Genomic DNA, 19,033 nt, shown 5'->3' with positions numbered 1-19,033 from the left:
AATGAAGATGTCAATACTTAATACAGGAAAAAGAGTCCTGTGGGATGACATCCTTAAGGAGATGCTATAATGAAGAAAAAAATTTACGTTGTCCTGCTTCTGCTGCTTTCCCTGGCCGGGTGTGCTCAACAGGGAGATAACGGAAGCCTGCAAAAGGCTGGACTGCTTGTTCCTGAAACGGTGAGTGATCAAGTATGGGGGACAAAAGGGTACAAAGGATTATTGAAAATTCAATCTGAATTTGGTGTGGATGTCTATTATAAAGAGGGAATGGCTTCCGAAGATGCTATAAAACGGGCGGTTGCTGAATATGAGAGTAAAGGTGTTAACTTGATTTTCGGCCATGGGCAGGAATATGCCCCTATCTTCAATGAACTATCCAACGAATATCCGGAGATACATTTTGTCAGCTTTAATGGTAATGCAATCAATTCCAATACGACAAGTGTCAATTTCGAAGCATATGCAATGGGTTTTTTTGGTGGTATGACAGCCGCTCATCAAACACAAACGGATAACATCGGTATTGTAGCTGCTTTTGCGTGGCAGCCTGAGGTAAAGGGGTTCATTGAAGGTGCCCGTTATCAGGATACAGACGTGAAAGTTCATGTTGATTATACAAATGACTGGAATAATAATGAAGCGGCGATGGTCCTGCTTTATAGGCAGTTGAAGAAACAGGTTGATGTTGTCTACCCAGCTGGTGACGGATATAATGTTTCAATTATTGAAGAACTTAAAGAAAGAGGCTTATTTGCCATTGGGTTTGTTTCCGATCAATCGGATATGGGAGAATCCACGGTGTTGACCAGTACTGTGCAGCATGTGGACAAGCTTTATAAATTGATTGCAGATAGGTATTCCAAAGGTGACCTTAAAGCGGGGAACATCCATTTCGACTTTCAAGATGGTGTCATCTCGATGGGGAGGTTCAGTCCTTTAGTCGATCAAAAGTTCCGTGAAGACATTGAAAAAGATATTGACCATTATATTAAAACAGGTGAATTGCCTAATGAAAGGAAGGAATAAAAATGCAGGATAAGAATATGGAGTTTATGCAAATCGCTATGAAATACTTACCTGAAGCGAAAGAACAGCTCGAACAGTCTGGTGTTGAATTATCTATGGAGATGATTCAGCCGTTCATGAATCTCTTCACGCAAGTAATGAATGAAGCATATGAATTAGGGCGCGAAGACGCACTTCAGGAAATGAAAAAAGATTGATCCTTATAGGGTCAATCTTTTTTTAAATTTACATTGAATCATTTCATCCATTTATTTAGCAGCGGCAAGAATTTATTAAAGATTGGTTTCAGTTCGGAAGCAGCCCCCATGAGTGTTTCAACATGAGCCATAAGATCCCCATAGTTAATATCTTCTTCCGAAGTTTCGCTCAATACGTTCTTTTCGCCGTGCTCATCATGAGAGTGTTCCTGCCTTCTCCCTCTGACCATGATATCAAAAGGATGCTGTCGTGATGTATTTTGATCCATATGCTTGACTCCTTTCATCTTGTTTTCCCTTTTTTATTAGAGTATGTATATGTGCCCCGGGTGTATAGACAAACGTATATTAGTTAAAGGATTTGTTAGTTAATAATGTTGTTATTCAGGTTTAAATGTGGAATGTTTTTTTATCTATTAACAAACTGCATTATTTCTGATGCTACTTCAGTTATTGGTGAGTTTTCTGGAACCCGATTATAGAAGCAAATTTGTTTCTTAGTACTAGAAACTAATGGTTCAGTTAAATATAGAAACAACGGTTGATTGGAGCGGAAGGTGTGCGACCTCCTGCGGGATTAGCGGGACAGGTGAGACCAAGGTTACGTACCCACTGGAACGTAACCCCGCAGGCGAATCCAGCTCCAGCGGCCAGCACCTAGCGGATTTCGGTCTCCTTCCTTGCGATAAGTAATCATCAACTCACTTTGTTCGTTGTGATTCCTTTATCTCATGCAGGAGCCCTCCAATCCGTACGGTGCTGAACGGCCGCTTCCGCTTTTTATGAAGCTGAGGAGGCTCACCGCCCGCCCCGCGGAGTCGCGCACCTGGAGCGGAGATCATGCACTTCCATCTATTTAGGTTCCTAAAAAACATCACTCTTTAACAAAAAATTAACTCAGTGGATTCCTAAAAAATCTTGCAACAAAAGAAAATATTCGTTAAAATTAGTACCAAGTCATAATAATTGATATAAATATTAACTCATAGTTGGGATATAAACATTTACATACGCAGTTATTTGACTCTGGGGAGTCAGACAGCCTGCGCCAATAAAACCAGAAAGAAGGGGAAGTTTATGAATGCTGGGGTTATCGGAATTGGAAGATACGTACCTGAAAAAGTATTGACGAATGCTGATATGGAAAAAATAGTTGATACCTCTGATGAATGGATCCGTACCCGGACAGGGATTGAAGAAAGAAGAATTGCAAGCGATGATATTAACACCTCCGATATGAGTTATGAGGCAGCGAAAAATGCTATTAAGGATGCCGGGATTGAACCGGAAGAAATAGACTTGATTTTGGTAGCGACAGTGACACCTGATAAACCTTTTCCCTCTGTCGCAACAATGTTGCAGGAGAGGCTGGGGGCAAAGCGTGCTGCCGCGATGGACTTGAGTGCGGCTTGTGCAGGTTTTATGTACGGCATGATAACAGCCAAACAATTCATTGAGAATAATGCGTACAAACATATTCTGGTTATTGGTGTGGAAAAATTATCTAAAATCACAGACTGGAACGACAGGAACACGGCAGTTCTTTTTGGCGACGGAGCTGGAGCTGTAGTGATGGGCCCTGTTTCCGAAGGAAGAGGAATCCTTTCCTTTGAACTGGGGGCTGATGGCTCAGGTGGAAAGCATCTGTTTCAAGACAATGATTATATCTATATGAACGGCAGGGAGGTTTTCAAATTTGCTGTAAGGCAAATGGGAGAATCAAGTCTCAATGTAATTGAGAAAGCTGGACTGAAAAAAGAGGATGTCGATTTCCTCATTCCTCACCAGGCTAATATCAGAATCATGGAAGCATCCAGGCAGCGTCTTGAGCTGCCTGAAGAAAAAATGTCTAAAACCGTTCAAAAATACGGAAACACATCGGCTGCATCAATCCCCATTTCGCTGGTTGAGGAATTGGAGGCCGGCAAGATTAAAGAGGATGATGTGCTCGTAATGGTAGGTTTTGGCGGCGGATTGACATGGGGTGCCATTGTTCTTAAATGGGGCCGTTAACTTTTTGGATAACAAATTAATTTTATCGAGATACAAACTAAATCTAAATCTTCCAGGACCGGATAAAGGAGATGGAATTCAATGAATAAGCGCAGAGTAGTCGTAACAGGATTAGGTGCAGTGACACCGCTTGGCAATGATATAGAAACAACGTGGTCGAATGTTTTGGCAGGGAAGAGCGGGATAGGACCGCTTACAAGGTTGAACCCTGATGAGTACCCGGCAAAAGTAGCGGCAGAATTGAAGGACTTCGACCCTGAACAATATGTTGAGAAAAAAGAAGCGAGAAAAATGGATCGCTTTACACAATATGCTGTTGCCGCTTCCATGATGGCAGTAAAAGATGCCAATTTGGAAATCACTGACGAAATTGCTAACAGAGTTGGTGTTTGGATTGGATCGGGTATCGGGGGAATGGAAACATTCGAGAACCAGTTCGAAACTTTCCAAAAGCGCGGATACCGCCGAGTCAGTCCGTTCTTTGTGCCTATGATCATTCCTGATATGGCTGCAGGACAAGTATCCATTCTGTTGGGGGCAAAGGGTATCAATTCATGTACTGTCACTGCTTGTGCAACAGGAACCAACTCCATCGGAGACGCCTTTAAAGTCATACAGCGCGGTGATGCAGATGTAATGGTTACGGGAGGAACAGAAGCGCCGATCACGAAAATGTCTATGGCCGGTTTCTGTGCCAACACTGCCTTATCGACAAACCATGATCCAGAAAAAGCTTCTCGTCCATTTGATGCAGATAGGGATGGTTTTGTCATGGGTGAAGGGGCAGGTATTGTCATTCTGGAAGATCTCGAGCATGCACTGGCACGCGGAGCGAAAATCTATGCAGAAATCGTCGGCTATGGTTCCACTGGAGATGCCCATCATATTACTGCACCAGCTCCAGCCGGAGAAGGCGGAGCGCGTGCAATGAAAATCGCCATCGAAGACGGCGGGCTCACTGCAGAAGACGTGGATTACATCAATGCTCATGGAACAAGCACACCGTATAATGATAAATATGAGACAATGGCGATTAAAGAAGTATTCAAAGACCATGCATATAAATTGGCTGTAAGCTCGACCAAGTCCATGACGGGCCATTTATTAGGAGCTGCAGGCGGGGTTGAAGCGATCTTTTCGGTTCTTGCACTTCAGGATAATGTGCTTCCTCCAACAATCAATGTTGATACACCTGACCCGGACTGTGACCTCGATTATGTAACAGAAGGATCACGAAAGACAGAAGTCAATGTGGCAATGAGCAACTCCCTTGGCTTTGGAGGCCATAACGCGACAATCGTTTTTAAAAAATATAAATAATTAAAAAGACTGTTTCATAAGGATATACAAATCCATTATGAAGCAGTCTTTTTTGTTTGCCTTAGTAAAAATAGAAAGGAGGGCAAGGGATGGGAGTGGTGGATACAAGCAAATGGCTGGATAAAGATTATAAAGATCCTGAGAAGCTGCTGATGAATACAGGGCTCTCAAGAAAAAAAGCAGAAGATCTATATGAATACCTGAAGACATTTGGGATGTACATTCCATCTTACAAAACAGAGGAGCAAATAAGCTCTCTACAAAAACGTGGAGCTTGGCGGAAGATAAATGTTTATTTTAAAAAGTACCGTTCCCTTTGGAAGGGGCCTGATGTCCCAATATATATATTTCCAGTACAATCTTCAAAAGGAATTTTCACAAGTACCATTTCAAAGTCAGGTGTTTCTTTTAAAAATGAAATTTATTTATTTCTTTCAGATGAAGAGGATCCAAAAGAATGGGAAGCTTTATTTATTCATGAGTATCATCATTGTACAAGAATGAACAGGTTGAAAAAGGACACGGAAGAGTATAACCTTCTTGATTCCATCATATTCGAAGGGTTGGCGGAGGATGCAGTCAACCAGTACTGTGGGGAAGAATACGTTAGCAGCTGGGCAAAAAAATATAGTGAGTTTCTGCTTCAGAAGCTATGGAACCAGCATATTAAAAATGAGCTCCATTTAAGGAGAAAAGAAACGAAACACGATCAGCTGTTACTCGGAAAGGGGATGTACCCAAATTTAATCGGCTATTCAATTGGGTATTATATCGTCAGGAAATTCAGGGAGAGCCATGGATTATCAGCAATTGATATGATGGATCTTGAATCCGGCCGCTTCATAACAAATGAAAAAATGATTGAGGAATGAAGCCTTGTTGCTTCATTCTTTTTATAATTAAATGGTCGCCTGCCGCTGTTGTAAAATTATAGACCGAATTCAATAACCCTCATATATTTGTTAGAACCTTCATAGAATCTACTACATGGACAAGCAGAAAAGGTGAGAAGATGAATATATTGAAAATTTGGACGGTAAAGGCGGAAGGAATGATGTTCAGAGTATTTATTCTCCTGGTCGGATTCGGGTTCTCGGTTTCCGGCGGAGTAACCTTGATTATGTATTTGAATTTGCTTGCAACTGGATTATCCTTTCAGGACTATTTTCTATTTATTGCCGGGAGAGTAGAGTGCTACCTCCTTCTGATAGGAATATTTTTAATCACCCTCTCCATCTATTCACCCCAGAAAAAGTAACAATCCTTTCAAACTCATTACCCAAATAAGGAATAAACTGCCTGTCATTTGCCTATACTGATTGACAAATAGGTTGAAGCGAGGGGTCAATCATGCTATATCTTCATGATGTATGGGTAAATTGGTTTGAAGGTGAAGAAAACGGTTATAATGTCTGTCATTTTCATGAATGGAGAAAAGAGGATGTCATTGAACTCCTCGATCAGGTTCCGCTTGTAAAAGTGACACCTGAACTGTTTCATTACATAGAAAATGACCTATCAGAACTTCCTCAGTCACTGTTGAATGATATCTATCAAAAAGCATACTTGCGAAAAAATCATGAGCGCATCCAGCTTGAATATTGTTTCATTGTTACAGATGGGACAGGCATTCTCGCGGTAGATACTATCGGATATTCAATCCCCATTAGAAAAAGCAGGATCATACCAAGACAGGAACAACTTGTTTATGAGATGACAGAAGATCAGGAAGCTTACAGTTTCAATTTCCAATTTGAAAAGCAAGAAAAGGATTACCATATTCTTTCCCCGCGTCCAACAATCATGAGCGGATTGACAAGAAGGGAAAGACAGCTGAAACAGCTTATGTTCATGGCACTCGATCAATTGCATTCTTCCAAGAATACTGCAGAAATTCGTTATTGGTGCACAGAGTGGGCTCCTGAAAACTATGAAAGCATCCAGTATATGGATTTTGAGGAGGCATGGCAGAACTTGTTTGAGGAAACAAGGGAAGGGTGGACGGACAAGCATCTGTTTTTTTGTGAAAACTTAATCAAAGGACAGCCATTTTTTGAAAAACTCTGGGAAATGGAGAATCGTCCGAAAGTAAATTAAAAAAGGCAGCCGAGGCTGCCTTTTTTGTTTTACTTCCGTTTTCTTCCGAGTCCCATTGCCTTTTCCATTTTCTTCACCATTTTGTTCGCTGTAAAGTTCGCTTTCTCGGCGCCTTTATCAAGAATTTGATCAAGTTCTTCCGAATTGATCAATTCGTTGTATCTTTCCTGGATAGGCGCTAAGGATTCAATGACAACCTGTGCGAGGTCTCCTTTAAAGTCACCGTAGCCTTTTCCTTCATACTTTCCTTCTAACTCCTCAATGCTTTCACCGGTTAATATTGAATAGATGGAAAGCAGATTGGAAACACCCGGTTTATTTTCTTTATCATATTTCACAATCCCATCTGAATCAGTTACTGCACTCTTTATCTTCTTTTCAATTTGCTTGGGAGTATCAAGAAGGGTGATAAACGCTTTTTGGTTCGGATCGGATTTGCTCATTTTCTTAAGGGGATCTTGAAGAGACATCACCCTGGCTCCGACTTTTGGGATTCTTACGTCCGGTACAGTAAATATATCATTGTACTTCTTGTTGAATCTTTCAGCTAAATCCCTTGTCAGCTCCAGATGTTGTTTCTGATCTTCCCCTACAGGCACAAGATTCGTTTTATATAGCAGAATATCTGCCGCCATTAATGGAGGGTATGTCAAAAGTCCGGCTGAAACAGCTTCCTTTCCATGTGACTTGTCCTTAAATTGCGTCATTCTTTCCAGTTCACCAATATAAGCGACACATTGCAGCATCCAACCCGCCTGTGCGTGTGCGGGAACTTCAGACTGAATGAAAAGGGTTGACTTATCTGGATCAATACCGCTTGCAATATATAAAGCGGCAAGGCTTCTGATATTCTTTCTGAGTTCAATCTTATCCTGGGGTACTGTAATCGCATGCTGGTCAACAACACAGAAGTAGCAATTGTAATCATCCTGCAGCTCGGCAAACTGCTTTAATGCTCCGATATAATTTCCTAAAGTAATTGTCCCGCTGGGTTGAATACCGCTAAAAATAGTTTCCATACTTCTTCCTCCAAATCGATAAGTAATTTTTAGTATACATTGTTTAATATTTTCCCTCAGTAAATTAAGAGGTAAATAAAAAAATCCATCCATCCCTAATAAATATTAGGGACGAATGGATTATTCCGCGGTGCCACCCTAAGTTGCCCCGAAAGGCCGCTTGGTCCATGGTAAACATGGTGCCCGGTTAACGGTGGGCTGCCGTCACAGACTACTCCATTTCATCTGCAATGCTCGAAAGTCCATTCCATACACAGGCTGTTTGTTCACACCATCCACAAACTCTCTGAAGAAACCTGCTGTATGTACTACTCTTTGTCTTTGCAATTTCATTATCGCAATGATTATAAAAGAATAAAGTGCCAGAATCAAGTATAGAAGAGATATGATGCAATCAAATCTGCCGCTACTGCGATTCCGCCGCTAAGCAAGAATGGGAGGGTGAGGGAAAATGATCTAACCTGATTATATTCTTCATGAGCATCTTTGGTATTATCCAGGTCATCAAACTGGGCGATATATTTTCCTTCTTTAGTGCTTTTGCGAAAACGCTTGAAAGCATATTGAATGCCGTTAAAGAAGCCTGACTCCACTACTTTCATCAACGCTCCGATCACAAGTACACACATCCCGATCAAGAATGAAATGTTTATGGTCCCCAGCACAAATCCATAATCATAAAAAAAAGATAAGATCCCGGCAACCAGGTAAATAATAAAAACTGCAAGAAAAACTTTTTTCAATAAACTCACCAACATTTTTTTATTAAGTATAACGAAACTGAAATAAGTTAATCAAGCTAAAGATAAATATATATACAGATATGTAAGAAGGGATTTTCAGGTCTCAAACTTTAAAAAATTTCTCTGAATTCTGACAATTACTTATAGTAGAGAGGGGTGCCAGGCTGAAAAGAGAAAATAGTAAAATAAACACGACTCAATATACATTCATACCAATGAATAAAAATGTGAACAAAGGCAAGAATGCTATGAATAAGAAGTAGTGTTTAACTGGAAATTTATGCTTTTAATACATAGATTGTAAAGATTGTAACAGTTAAAAAGAAGAAAAAAACGAGCTTGAAACGTTGATGTATAAAGCTTTCTGGTGATGATGAGTCAATTTTGTGAAAAAACTGTTAAATTAATATTGCAATAATTTCTGTATGTTGTATAATAGAAAACGAATCTTCTGACAAATCGGAAGATAAATAAATATGAAACACGAGGAGGTCAATTTCAAGATGAAGAAAAAGTTTTCATTTCTTCTAGTGCTTCTACTAGCACTAACAACTTTCCTTGCTGCTTGTGGCGGTAACAACACAAACAACGCTGGAAACAACAACGGGAACACATCTGGAACTAATGGCGGCGGAGATGAAGAGCCGGCAGCAGAACAAAGAGAACAGGTACTTAACTTGCTAGAAAGCTCAGAGATCCCTTCAATGGATTCTTCTCTGGCTACTGACGCTGTTTCATTCTTAGTAATGAACAACGTATACGAAGGTCTTTATCGTTTAGGTGAAAACGATGAAGCAGTTCTTGGTATGGCCGCTGAAGAGCCAACTGTCTCTGAAGATGGTAAAACTTACACTTTCAAAATCCGTGACAATGCTGTTTGGTCTAATGGTGACGCTGTAACAGCTAACGACTTTGAATATGCTTGGAAAAAGACTTTGAACCCGGATACAGCTGCTGAGTATGCATACATCATGTATGACATCAAAAACGCTGCTAAAGTTAACGCTGGTGAACTTCCAGTTGACGAACTTGGTGTTAAAGCTGTAGACGAACATACACTTGAAGTTCAATTAGAAACTCAAGTTCCTTACTTCAATGCATTGCTTTCTTTCGCGACTTTCTACCCGCAAAACGAAGCATTCGTAACTGAGCAAGGCGACCAATATGGTCTTGAAGCTAACACTACTCTTTACAACGGTCCTTTCGTTCTTAACGAGTGGAAACATGAGCAAAGCTTCCAGTTGACTAAAAACGCTGACTATTGGGAAAGCGATGTAGTTAAACTTGAGGAAATCAACTTCAATATCGTAAAAGACACTGCTACTGGTGTTAACCTTTATGAAACAGAAAAAGCTGATATCGCTGGTCTTTCTGCTGAATTCGTTGACCAATACAAAGGTGACGAAAACTTCAAAACACGTGCGGACACTGCAGTATACTTCCTACGCTTGAACCAAGAGAACGAAGTATTGTCTAATGTTAATGCACGTAAAGCAATCGACATGGCTTGGGATAAGCAAGGTCTTGTAGACGTTCTTCTTAACAACGGTTCTACTCCTGCTTACTACCTAGTACCAACTGACTTCGTATTCGGTCCTGATGGAACTGACTTCCGTGAGTCTAATGGTAACTTCAACGAAACTGACGTAGCTGCTGCACAAGAAGCTTGGGCTACAGCTAAAGAAGAAGTAGGATTTGAAGAAGTATCTCTAGAATTGTTGAACTACGATTCTGAAAACTCTAAAAAAATCGGTGAGTACCTGAAAGAACAATTAGAGTCTAACCTTGAAGGTCTTACTGTAACAATTTCTCAACAACCGTTTAAGCAAAAGCTTGACCTGGAAACAAAAGGTGAGTATGACTTCTCATTCGCTGGCTGGGGTCCTGACTATCCAGATCCGATGACATTTGTTGATATGTTCGTAACTGATGGTGCTCATAACCAAATGGGTTACTCTAATCCAGAATATGATAAGTTGATTGAAGATGCTAAAACTACATTGCTTAACGATCCAGAAGCTCGTTGGGAAGCAATGCTGAAAGCTGAGCAAATCTTGTTTGAAGATGCTGCGATTTCTCCAATGTACCAAAGAGGTGCTGCTTACCTAGAGCGTCCTTACGTACACGGAATCCTTCGTCACGCTTTCGGTGCTGACGCATCTTACAAATGGGCTTACATTGAGTAAATAAAATAGAGCTCAATGGAACAAACTTTCAAAGGAGAGTGTATGCATTGGCATACACTCTCCTTTTCCACTGATTGTCGAAAGAAAACGAAATTTAAGAAATAGATTGAAAATTTGTCGAAATGCGTTATAATGTTTTAGGTAGCCAAAAAAATAAAAAAAGAAAAAGGGGGGCTAAAGAGTGATCAAGTATACATTAAGAAGACTAGCTTATATGCTTATAACGTTAATCATTATTGCCACAGCCACATTCTTTCTGATGAAGCTCCTTCCTGGGTCACCACTTACAAACCAAGAAAAGCTATCACCAGAGCAGCAGCAAATCATCTTAGAAAAATATGGTTTGAATGATCCTCTCCCAGTACAATACGTAAACTACATGACGAACTTAGCACAAGGTGATTTAGGTTTGTCCTTCCAGTACGACAACCGTCCGGTTACACAAATTATCGGTGATCGTATTGGTCCTTCCGCACAACTAGGTTTCCAAGCAATCGTACTAGGAACATTTATTGGTTTAGCCTTAGGAATTATTGCGGCATTAAGACATAACTCATGGTTAGACTATAGTGCAACTATTATAGCCGTTCTGGGTATTTCGATACCTTCCTTCGTTTTCGCCGGATTGATGCAATATTATGTCGGTGTAAAACTTGGCTGGCTGCCAGTAGCACTTTGGGGTGAATTCAAACACACCATTCTGCCGACACTGGCACTCACCGTGGGTGTTGTCGCAACGATCGCTCGTTTTATGAGAACAGAGATGCTTGAAGTACTTGGTTCAGATTATATTCTTCTGGCAAAAGCAAAAGGTATTTCCAAAACAGCAACAGTTTTAAAACACGGAGTAAGAAATGCGATGATTCCAATCATCACAATATTAGGGCCGATGACTGTAGGTATCATGACGGGTACACTAGTAATCGAGCAGATCTTCGCAGTGCCTGGTCTTGGTTTCCAGTTCGTCAGCTCAATCAACACAAATGACTACACAGTAATCATGGGTGTAACATTATTCTTCAGTGTATTGTTCATCGGAGTTATTTTCCTAGTGGACATTCTGTATGGAATAATTGACCCTCGTATTCGTTTGGCTGGAGGGAAGAAATAATGGAAACTAACAAAAGAAAAGACCTAGAAAACATTAATCCTGACTTCTTCCAACCAAGACGCGCAAGTGAAGATGAGTCAGAAGTAATAGGAAGACCAAGCCTTAGCTTTTGGCATGATGCTTGGATTCGTCTATTTAAGAACAAAGGTGCCATTGTTGGACTGATCATTATGATTGCAGTTACCATCATGGCAATTATCGGGCCTTTCATGAATGATATGTCTTACAAAGACCAAAATATCCGTCATGCTAAATTACCGCCTAAAATTGAAGCGCTTTCAGGCCTTACATGGTTTGATGGTATAGACCAAAATGGTATGGATGTTTATGAAACACGTCAAGTAGAAACCAATTACTGGTTTGGTACTGATGATTTAGGGCGTGATCTTTGGACTAGAACATGGCAAGGTACCCGGATTTCTCTTTACATCGGTGTACTTGCAGCCGTAATTGATTTAATTATCGGGATTGCCTATGGTGGTGTATCTGGTTACTATGGCGGAAGAGTCGATGACTTCATGCAGCGTATCATTGAGATTCTAGTCGGTATTCCGAACTTGATCGTTGTAATCTTGTTCATCCTTATATTTGAACCGGGAATTTTCTCGATTACCATGGCGATGGTTATTACCGGATGGACGGGAATGGCCAGGATTGTACGTGGACAGATACTGCAGTTGAAAAACCAAGAGTTTGTTTTGGCTTCTCGTACTTTAGGTGCAACAAGCAACAGATTGATCTGGAAACACCTGCTTCCTAACGTAATGGGACCTGTTATCATTACCACAATGTTTACAGTGCCTACCGCAATCTTTACTGAAGCATTCTTGAGCTTTATCGGATTAGGTATTGCTGCACCGCAGGCTTCATTGGGTTCATTGGTTAATGATGGTTATAAATCAATCCAGACATACCCGCATATGATGTTGATTCCTTCAGTAGTTATCTCTCTAATCATTTTGAGCTTTAACTTACTGGCTGACGGATTGCGAGATGCACTAGATCCGAAGATGCGTAAATAGTGGAAGGAGTAGAAAAAATGAGCAGATTATTAGATGTGAAAGATTTACATGTCTCCTTCACGACATACGGGGGAGAGGTAAAAGCCGTCCGCGGTGTGGATTTTCATCTGGATAAAGGTGAAACTCTTGCAATCGTAGGTGAATCTGGTTCAGGTAAGTCTGTAACGACTAAAGCGATTATGAGACTATTGCCTCAACCTGCTGGCTTTATTAAAAATGGTGAAATTAATTTTGAAGGAAAAGATTTAGGGAAAGCTTCTGAAAGAGAGATGCAAAAGATTCGTGGTAAAGACATCTCGATGATCTTCCAGGATCCTATGACTTCTCTTAACCCGACTATGACAGTCGGTAAACAAATCATGGAGCCGCTTCTAAAACATCAAAATATGAGCAAATCGGACGCCAAAAAGCGTACGATTGAGTTATTAAAACTTGTTGGCCTTCCGAATCCAGAAGGCCGCTTCAAGCAATATCCTCATCAATTTTCTGGCGGGCAGAGACAGCGTGTAGTTATCGCGATTGCACTTGCTTGTAATCCTAAGATTCTAATCGCTGATGAGCCTACAACTGCACTTGATGTTACAATCCAAGCACAGATCCTGGAATTGATGAAAGACTTGCAGAACAAAATTGAAACGTCAATCATCTTCATTACGCATGATCTTGGTGTTGTAGCGAATGTTGCTGACAGGGTCGCTGTTATGTATGGCGGGCAAATAGTGGAATCAGGAACTGTAGATGAAATATTCTACGATCCGAAACACCCTTATACATGGGGATTGGTTGCATCCATGCCTACATTGGAAACAGAAACTGGCCAGCAGCTTCAAGCTATCCCAGGAACACCTCCTGACTTAATGAATCCGCCTAAAGGCGATGCTTTTGCGTTAAGAAGTGAATATGCATTGAAGATTGACTTTGAACAAGAACCGCCAGTCTACAAAGTTTCTGATACACACTTTGTGAAATCTTGGTTGCTGCATCCTAGTGCACCGAAAGTTGAGCCGCCTGAGGCTGTTAAACTTAGACAGCGCAAGATGCCTTCCAACTATGATGAGCCGGTATTATTTGAGGGGGTTCGTTCATAATGGCTGAAAAGTTGCTAGAAATTAAAAATTTAAAACAATACTTTAACCCTGGTAAACCAAACATGGTTAAAGCTGTAGATGATATTTCATTCGATATTTACAAAGGGGAAACGTTGGGTCTTGTTGGTGAGTCCGGGTGTGGTAAGTCTACAACTGGCCGTACAATCATCCGCCTTTACGATGCCACTGACGGACAGGTACTGTTCGAAGGAGAAGACGTCCATGGCAAAAAATCCCGTAAAGAATTAAAGAAATTCAACCGTAAGATGCAAATGATCTTCCAGGATCCTTATGCATCTCTTAACCCTCGGATGAAGGTTTCTGACCTGATTGCAGAGGGAATTGATATCCATGGCCTTGCGACTTCTTCTGAAGCCCGCTTGGCGAAGGTCCATGAACTGTTAGAAACAGTTGGTCTTAATAAAGAGCACGCTAATCGTTATCCGCATGAGTTCTCTGGCGGACAGCGCCAGCGTTTGGGAATCGCCCGTGCACTTGCGGTAGATCCTGACTTTATCATTGCCGATGAACCGATTTCCGCTTTGGACGTATCAATCCAGGCACAGGTCGTTAACCTGATGAAGGATCTTCAGCGTGAAAAAGGTTTAACATACCTGTTTATCGCCCATGACCTTTCAATGGTTAAATATATCAGTGACAGAATCGGAGTAATGTATTTCGGAAAGCTTGTAGAACTCGCTCCAAGTGAAGCTTTGTATAAGAACCCGCTTCATCCTTATACACAATCATTGCTGTCTGCGATCCCTCTTCCGGATCCTGATTATGAGCGTTCACGTAAACGTAAGACATATGATCCAGCAGTCCATAACTATTCTGAAGATGATAATGTTGAACTTCGTGAAGTTGCTCCTGGTCATTTTGTTTACTGCTCTGAGAAAGAATTTGCTCAATATAAAGCACAGTACAAAAAGTAAATTAACAAAAAGCCCTCTGAAAATTCCTTTTTTTGAGGGCTTTTTTAGTTTATTCCCTGCTAAATTACTGTTAGAATGAAGATGGAAACATTTCCCCGGAAATTTCGACATTTATCCATTAAATACCTTTTATTAATTTATCATCCATTGATAAAATGTACTATATACTATAAATGAGGGTATTAAGTCTACGATTCTGACAAATATACATTTCTGACATAGAGGAGAGGGTAACTTGAACTTTAAAAGAGCCATGGCAGCTGTAGGTATGTCTGCACTTTGCCTATTGCCGCTGCAAACCGTGAATGCCGAAGAGACAGAAACGAAAGCCGTTACACATCATACAGCTTTGAAGATTAATTTACAGGAGAAAACCCTGCCTAAGCAGGTCTCCAGATTTATCTATGATTCCGGTTTAAACTTTACATATCCGGATGCGGTAAGGGGAGTTTATGTAACTGGACATTCGGCAGGGGGAAGCCGTTTTGATAGGTTGATAGATTTAATTGATAATACAGACCTCAACTCGATGGTAATTGACATTAAAGACGACTGGGGAAATATTACGTATGAAACTCAGCAGTCAGAATACAAAGATATAGGAAAGTCCTATATTAAAGATCCAAAAAGTATGCTGAAAACATTAGAGGAAAAACAAATCTATCCAATTGCGCGAATTGTTGTTTTTAAGGATTCCGTGCTATCTGCTGCCAAGCCGGAACTTTCTTATATGGAAGGAAGCCAGGTGTGGAGTAACGGCAGAGGAGAATCCTTCGTCAATCCTTTCTTAAAAGAGGTATGGGATTATAATGTAGGGATTGCCATAGAAGCAGCGAAAATGGGCTTCCAGGAGATTCAGTTTGATTATGTCCGTTTCCCTGAAGGCTTTGAAAAAAGAGACACTGAACTGAAATACAGTATGGGGGAATATGAAGATATGGACGCAGACAATGTCCAAAAAAGGGTTCATGCTGTAACGGACTTTGTTGAATATGCCAAAAGCCAATTAGAGCCTTATCGAGTAGATGTTTCGGTTGACATCTTCGGCTACACAGCTACCCTTCCAGAGGCACCGGGAATTGGTCAGAATTTCTCCAAAATCTCTGAACATGTGGATGTTATTTCATCTATGATTTATCCAAGTCACTGGACATCCTATTTTGGGATCTCTCGTCCTGATTTAGAGCCATATAAGTTGATTAGTGAATATGCCAAGCTCGAAAATAAAAAGCTTGCAGAGCTAGAAACTCCACCGACTTCACGGCCATGGATTCAGGATTTTACTGCCTCATGGTTAGGAGCCGGAAATTATAAGGTATATGGAAAAGCTGAAGTTGAAGCCCAAATCAAAGCACTTCAAGATCAGGGGATAAATGAATACCTGCTTTGGAATGCAGGAAATAGTTATACGGAGAATGTGGACTTCACTCCATAATGTCCTTCGGGCAGCAGAAAAATCTGCTGTCCTTTTTCTTAGATTTCGCTTTTTACATAAGGTTTTTTGTTAATGATTGTTGTTTTTACTTCAATGATGATTGGAGCTGAAATCAAGTATCATTTCCCAAGCTTTTGGTTTGACTTTCATCTTCTATAAGGTAAAATTAAATTGGTAAGAAAAACCGCTTTACATCCACTTATTTATTCCACATACTGCTTTCGTATCTTCTTGAAAGCAACTGAAAAATCCCTGAAAATTACAATTAAGAATATGACTTTGATGCTGTGTTTATTATCGTAACATGTTAGGAAATAATAAACGGTGTGTATTGTAATGAATGGCGAAAATAAGTTGACTTAATTGAAAACAAAGGAGTAGGTTTATGCATTGGTATGAAAAGTTAAATCAATATTTCCCTGTAGAAGAAATGAAGTCAAAGGAACATATGGAGACACTGCTCAAAGAACGCAGCGATATTTATCATAAGGATGAAGATGAGTTTCATGTATTGATGTATGCTGAACTTAAAGACTTTATCTTCATTGACTACCTATTTGTTTCTTCTAAAGCAAGGGGACAAGGCCTCGGACACAAGTTAATTGAAAAGCTAAAACAGAAAGGGAAAGCCATTATCCTTGAAGTAGAACCGGTGGATTATGAAGACACTGATACTGAGAAACGGTTAAAGTTTTATAAACGTGAAGGTTTTGAACATGCCTCAAGTATTGGTTATCGCCGAAGATCTTTAGCCACCAATGAAATCAATGAAATGGAAATCCTTTATTGGGCACCGAACAACGAATCAGAGGAACTGGTATATGAGTCCATGATTAAGACCTATGAACTGATCCACACATATAAGGATGAAAAGTTCTATGGAGCATCGTACCAGCCTGCAGATGAAGTCCTTAACATGGAAGAGGATAGAGAAACCGATATTCTTAAAGATATTTAAAATAAAAAATAACCTTATTGAAGTTAATTCAATAAGGTTATTTTTACAGGTGAAACAAATACAAAAAACTTTTTAAAAAAAGTTAAACTTTATGTTTAATCGTAATATAAACGGGTAAATGTAAACTGTTGATAAAATTACTGTTTAACTTATGTATATAAAGTTGACAATTTATTTAAAAGTATATTCAATTGAACCTTTTTCATGTATAATACATAATAGAGATTTCTTCTTTAAAGTAATTATTATTTGAGAAAGTTATTTTTAAAGAAACCTCTAATTATAAAATAAGTCTTAATAATATAAGGGAGTGTGAATGGTTCATGGTAACTTTGTTCACTTCACCTAGTTGTACATCATGCCGGAAGGCGAAAGCTTGGTTAGAAGATCATGAAATTCCATATAAAGAGAGAAATGTTTTCTCAGAACCATTAAGTATTGATGAAATTAAAGAAATCTTGAGAATGACAGAAGACGGAACAGATGAAATCATCTCAACCCGTTCAAAAACATTCCAAAAGTTAAATGTTGAACTTGATGCTCTTCCTCTTCAAGATCTTTTTGAACTGATCCAGCAGAATCCTGGTTTGCTGCGCAGACCAATTATCATGGATGAGAAAAGGCTGCAAGTGGGATATAACGAAGACGAAATCCGTCGATTCCTTCCAAGGAAGGTCCGTACATTCCAGCTTCTCGAAGCCCAACGCATGGTTAACTAATATACAACTGTATTTCCTTCATGCTTAAACCAGGCATGAAGGATTTTTATTTAGAGCTAAGCGAATGTTTTAAATTCCTGCTCACAGGATATTCAGTAATAAGGAACAGTAAATCTAAAAACTTGAATTGTAGATGTTTTTAAGCTAAAATAGCCAAAACACTGGAATATTATAGTTTTAACCTAATTGAAAAATAGGCATATTTTTAATTCCATTTCATGATGTTTTATCATAAAATGGGAGTACAAGGTATAAACTAATTCAACTGATTCATTATTCAATTAAGGTTCTTTATGCAAACTTTTTAGCGTTTTCATTAACCGGATTGACTCCAGTATAAAGAAAAAAGAGCAAAAAGTTGGCTATTAGGAAAGTGCCTTTAGAAAAGATAAAATGCAAATAGCCTACATCATTATCAGAGCTATTGCTCAGGGGTGCAGTCCCTTCACCAACATTGAATAGAAGGGAGAGGTGTTTGATGGAGATAGAACGTATAAATGATAACACTGTAAAGTTTTATATTTCATATGGCGATATAGAGGAAAGAGGCTTTGATAGAGAAGAAATATGGTATAACCGTGAAAGAAGTGAAGAACTGTTCTGGGAAATGATGGATGAAGTCCATCAGGAAGAGAATTTCACCATCGAAGGTCCGTTATGGATTCAGGTACAAGCTCTTGATAAAGGACTGGAAGTGCTGGTAACCCGGGCACAAGTCACAAAAGACGGCCAAAAGTTTGAATTGCCGATCCCTGAGGACAAGATCAAAGACTTGCCGGTAGATGAGCGTATAGAAGATTTCCTTGATCAGCACTTCCAAATGAAACAGGATCAAAACGAGGAAGAAGGTTCTTTGGAATTCACCATCAAATTCAGGGATTTTGAAGATGTCATTTCACTTTCTAAAAAGATGAGTGCCTCCATGTATGAACATCATTCTTCTAAACTTTTCTCATACGAAGATACGTATTATATACACATAGAGTTCTCCGATGAATATTTCACAGAAGAAGAAATTGATAATGTCTTAAGTATTATGCTGGAGTTTGGAAATGAATCGAGCTTAACTGTACATCGCTTAAGCGAATATGGAAATTCCATTATGGATGATGATGTGTTTAACACCGTCTCGAAGCATTTCAGTTAAGGAAAAAACCATCT

General features: G+C 39.7%; 19 protein-coding genes and 1 other annotated feature. Of the genes, 16 read left to right on the top strand and 3 right to left on the bottom strand.

The genetic code is table 11. The features are described from left to right. The first annotated feature begins 69 nt into the window (after window positions 1-69). Window positions 70-1,029, top strand: a complete 960-nt coding sequence (locus tag M1E09_RS15890) for a BMP family ABC transporter substrate-binding protein (RefSeq protein ID WP_456271817.1) — start codon at window positions 70-72, stop codon at window positions 1,027-1,029. Window positions 1,030-1,031: 2 nt separating this feature from the next. Then, window positions 1,032-1,226, top strand: a complete 195-nt coding sequence (locus M1E09_RS15885) for a ComZ family protein (protein WP_456271816.1) — start codon at window positions 1,032-1,034, stop codon at window positions 1,224-1,226. Window positions 1,227-1,264: 38 nt separating this feature from the next. On the opposite strand, the gene M1E09_RS15880 is transcribed toward M1E09_RS15885, so the two are convergent. Then, window positions 1,265-1,495: a hypothetical protein gene (locus M1E09_RS15880; RefSeq protein ID WP_456271815.1), complete on the bottom strand. Its 231-nt coding sequence runs from the start codon at window positions 1,493-1,495 to the stop codon at window positions 1,265-1,267. An 808-nt stretch (window positions 1,496-2,303) separates the two neighbouring features. Between M1E09_RS15880 and M1E09_RS15875 the strand changes: the two genes are divergently transcribed. From M1E09_RS15875 to M1E09_RS15855, 5 genes are all read left to right on the top strand, one after another. Beyond that, window positions 2,304-3,239: a beta-ketoacyl-ACP synthase III gene (locus tag M1E09_RS15875; RefSeq protein ID WP_456271814.1), complete on the top strand. Its 936-nt coding sequence runs from the start codon at window positions 2,304-2,306 to the stop codon at window positions 3,237-3,239. Window positions 3,240-3,320: 81 nt separating this feature from the next. After that, on the top strand, window positions 3,321-4,559 hold the full coding sequence (fabF, locus tag M1E09_RS15870) for a beta-ketoacyl-ACP synthase II (protein WP_456271813.1): 1,239 nt from the start codon (window positions 3,321-3,323) through the stop codon (window positions 4,557-4,559). Window positions 4,560-4,648: 89 nt separating this feature from the next. Continuing rightward, entirely contained in the window at window positions 4,649-5,431 is a 783-nt protein-coding gene (locus tag M1E09_RS15865; RefSeq protein ID WP_456271812.1) for a DUF2268 domain-containing protein, read from the top strand. A 140-nt stretch (window positions 5,432-5,571) separates the two neighbouring features. Next, on the top strand, window positions 5,572-5,817 hold the full coding sequence (locus M1E09_RS15860; protein WP_456271811.1) for a hypothetical protein: 246 nt from the start codon (window positions 5,572-5,574) through the stop codon (window positions 5,815-5,817). 92 nt (window positions 5,818-5,909) lie between these two features. Further along, window positions 5,910-6,656, top strand: coding sequence for a DUF3603 family protein (locus tag M1E09_RS15855; RefSeq protein ID WP_456271810.1), 747 nt, complete (start codon window positions 5,910-5,912; stop codon window positions 6,654-6,656). Between the two features lie 29 nt (window positions 6,657-6,685). On the opposite strand, the gene trpS is transcribed toward M1E09_RS15855, so the two are convergent. Together trpS and M1E09_RS15845 are read right to left on the bottom strand one after the other, a co-directional pair. Next, on the bottom strand, window positions 6,686-7,675 hold the full coding sequence (trpS, locus tag M1E09_RS15850; protein ID WP_456271809.1) for a tryptophan--tRNA ligase: 990 nt from the start codon (window positions 7,673-7,675) through the stop codon (window positions 6,686-6,688). 104 nt (window positions 7,676-7,779) lie between these two features. Further along, window positions 7,780-8,006, bottom strand: a binding site (T-box leader). 37 nt (window positions 8,007-8,043) lie between these two features. Then, window positions 8,044-8,418, bottom strand: coding sequence for a DUF3899 domain-containing protein (locus M1E09_RS15845; protein WP_456271808.1), 375 nt, complete (start codon window positions 8,416-8,418; stop codon window positions 8,044-8,046). Between the two features lie 503 nt (window positions 8,419-8,921). Here M1E09_RS15845 and M1E09_RS15840 point away from each other — a divergent pair. The 9 genes from M1E09_RS15840 to mecA all read left to right on the top strand — a co-directional run bounded on the left by M1E09_RS15840 (window position 8,922) and on the right by mecA (window position 19,019). Continuing rightward, the gene (locus M1E09_RS15840; protein ID WP_456271807.1) at window positions 8,922-10,604 is read left to right on the top strand and encodes a peptide ABC transporter substrate-binding protein; all 1,683 of its coding nucleotides are present in this window, start codon (window positions 8,922-8,924) and stop codon (window positions 10,602-10,604) included. A gap of 214 nt (window positions 10,605-10,818) precedes the next feature. After that, entirely contained in the window at window positions 10,819-11,715 is an 897-nt protein-coding gene (gene opp3b, locus M1E09_RS15835; protein ID WP_456275016.1) for an oligopeptide ABC transporter permease, read from the top strand. Continuing rightward, window positions 11,715-12,737 carry an oligopeptide ABC transporter permease gene (opp3C, locus tag M1E09_RS15830; protein ID WP_456271806.1) on the top strand — a complete coding sequence of 341 codons (1,023 nt, stop codon included), beginning with the start codon at window positions 11,715-11,717 and terminating at the stop codon, window positions 12,735-12,737. The genes opp3b and opp3C overlap by 1 nt, the downstream gene beginning before the upstream one ends. 17 nt (window positions 12,738-12,754) lie before the next feature. Then, window positions 12,755-13,825, top strand: a complete 1,071-nt coding sequence (locus M1E09_RS15825) for an ABC transporter ATP-binding protein (protein ID WP_456271805.1) — start codon at window positions 12,755-12,757, stop codon at window positions 13,823-13,825. Beyond that, window positions 13,825-14,760 (top strand): ABC transporter ATP-binding protein, encoded by a 936-nt coding sequence (locus M1E09_RS15820; RefSeq protein ID WP_456271804.1) that lies wholly within the window; start codon window positions 13,825-13,827, stop codon window positions 14,758-14,760. Before M1E09_RS15825 ends, M1E09_RS15820 begins: the two co-directional genes overlap by 1 nt. Before the next feature lie 253 nt (window positions 14,761-15,013). Continuing rightward, window positions 15,014-16,195: a putative glycoside hydrolase gene (locus M1E09_RS15815; protein ID WP_456275015.1), complete on the top strand. Its 1,182-nt coding sequence runs from the start codon at window positions 15,014-15,016 to the stop codon at window positions 16,193-16,195. A gap of 385 nt (window positions 16,196-16,580) precedes the next feature. Continuing rightward, entirely contained in the window at window positions 16,581-17,153 is a 573-nt protein-coding gene (locus M1E09_RS15810; RefSeq protein WP_456271803.1) for a GNAT family N-acetyltransferase, read from the top strand. 323 nt (window positions 17,154-17,476) lie between these two features. Then, window positions 17,477-17,872, top strand: a complete 396-nt coding sequence (spxA, locus tag M1E09_RS15805; RefSeq protein WP_456271802.1) for a transcriptional regulator SpxA — start codon at window positions 17,477-17,479, stop codon at window positions 17,870-17,872. 478 nt (window positions 17,873-18,350) lie between these two features. Then, on the top strand, window positions 18,351-19,019 hold the full coding sequence (gene mecA, locus M1E09_RS15800; protein WP_456271801.1) for an adaptor protein MecA: 669 nt from the start codon (window positions 18,351-18,353) through the stop codon (window positions 19,017-19,019). The last annotated feature ends 14 nt before the right edge of the window (window positions 19,020-19,033 follow it).

The sequence above is a fragment of the Bacillus sp. AK031 genome (assembly GCF_053903065.1).
Note: the sequence above shows the minus strand (reverse complement) of the source record. Positions and strands in the feature narration are given on the sequence as shown.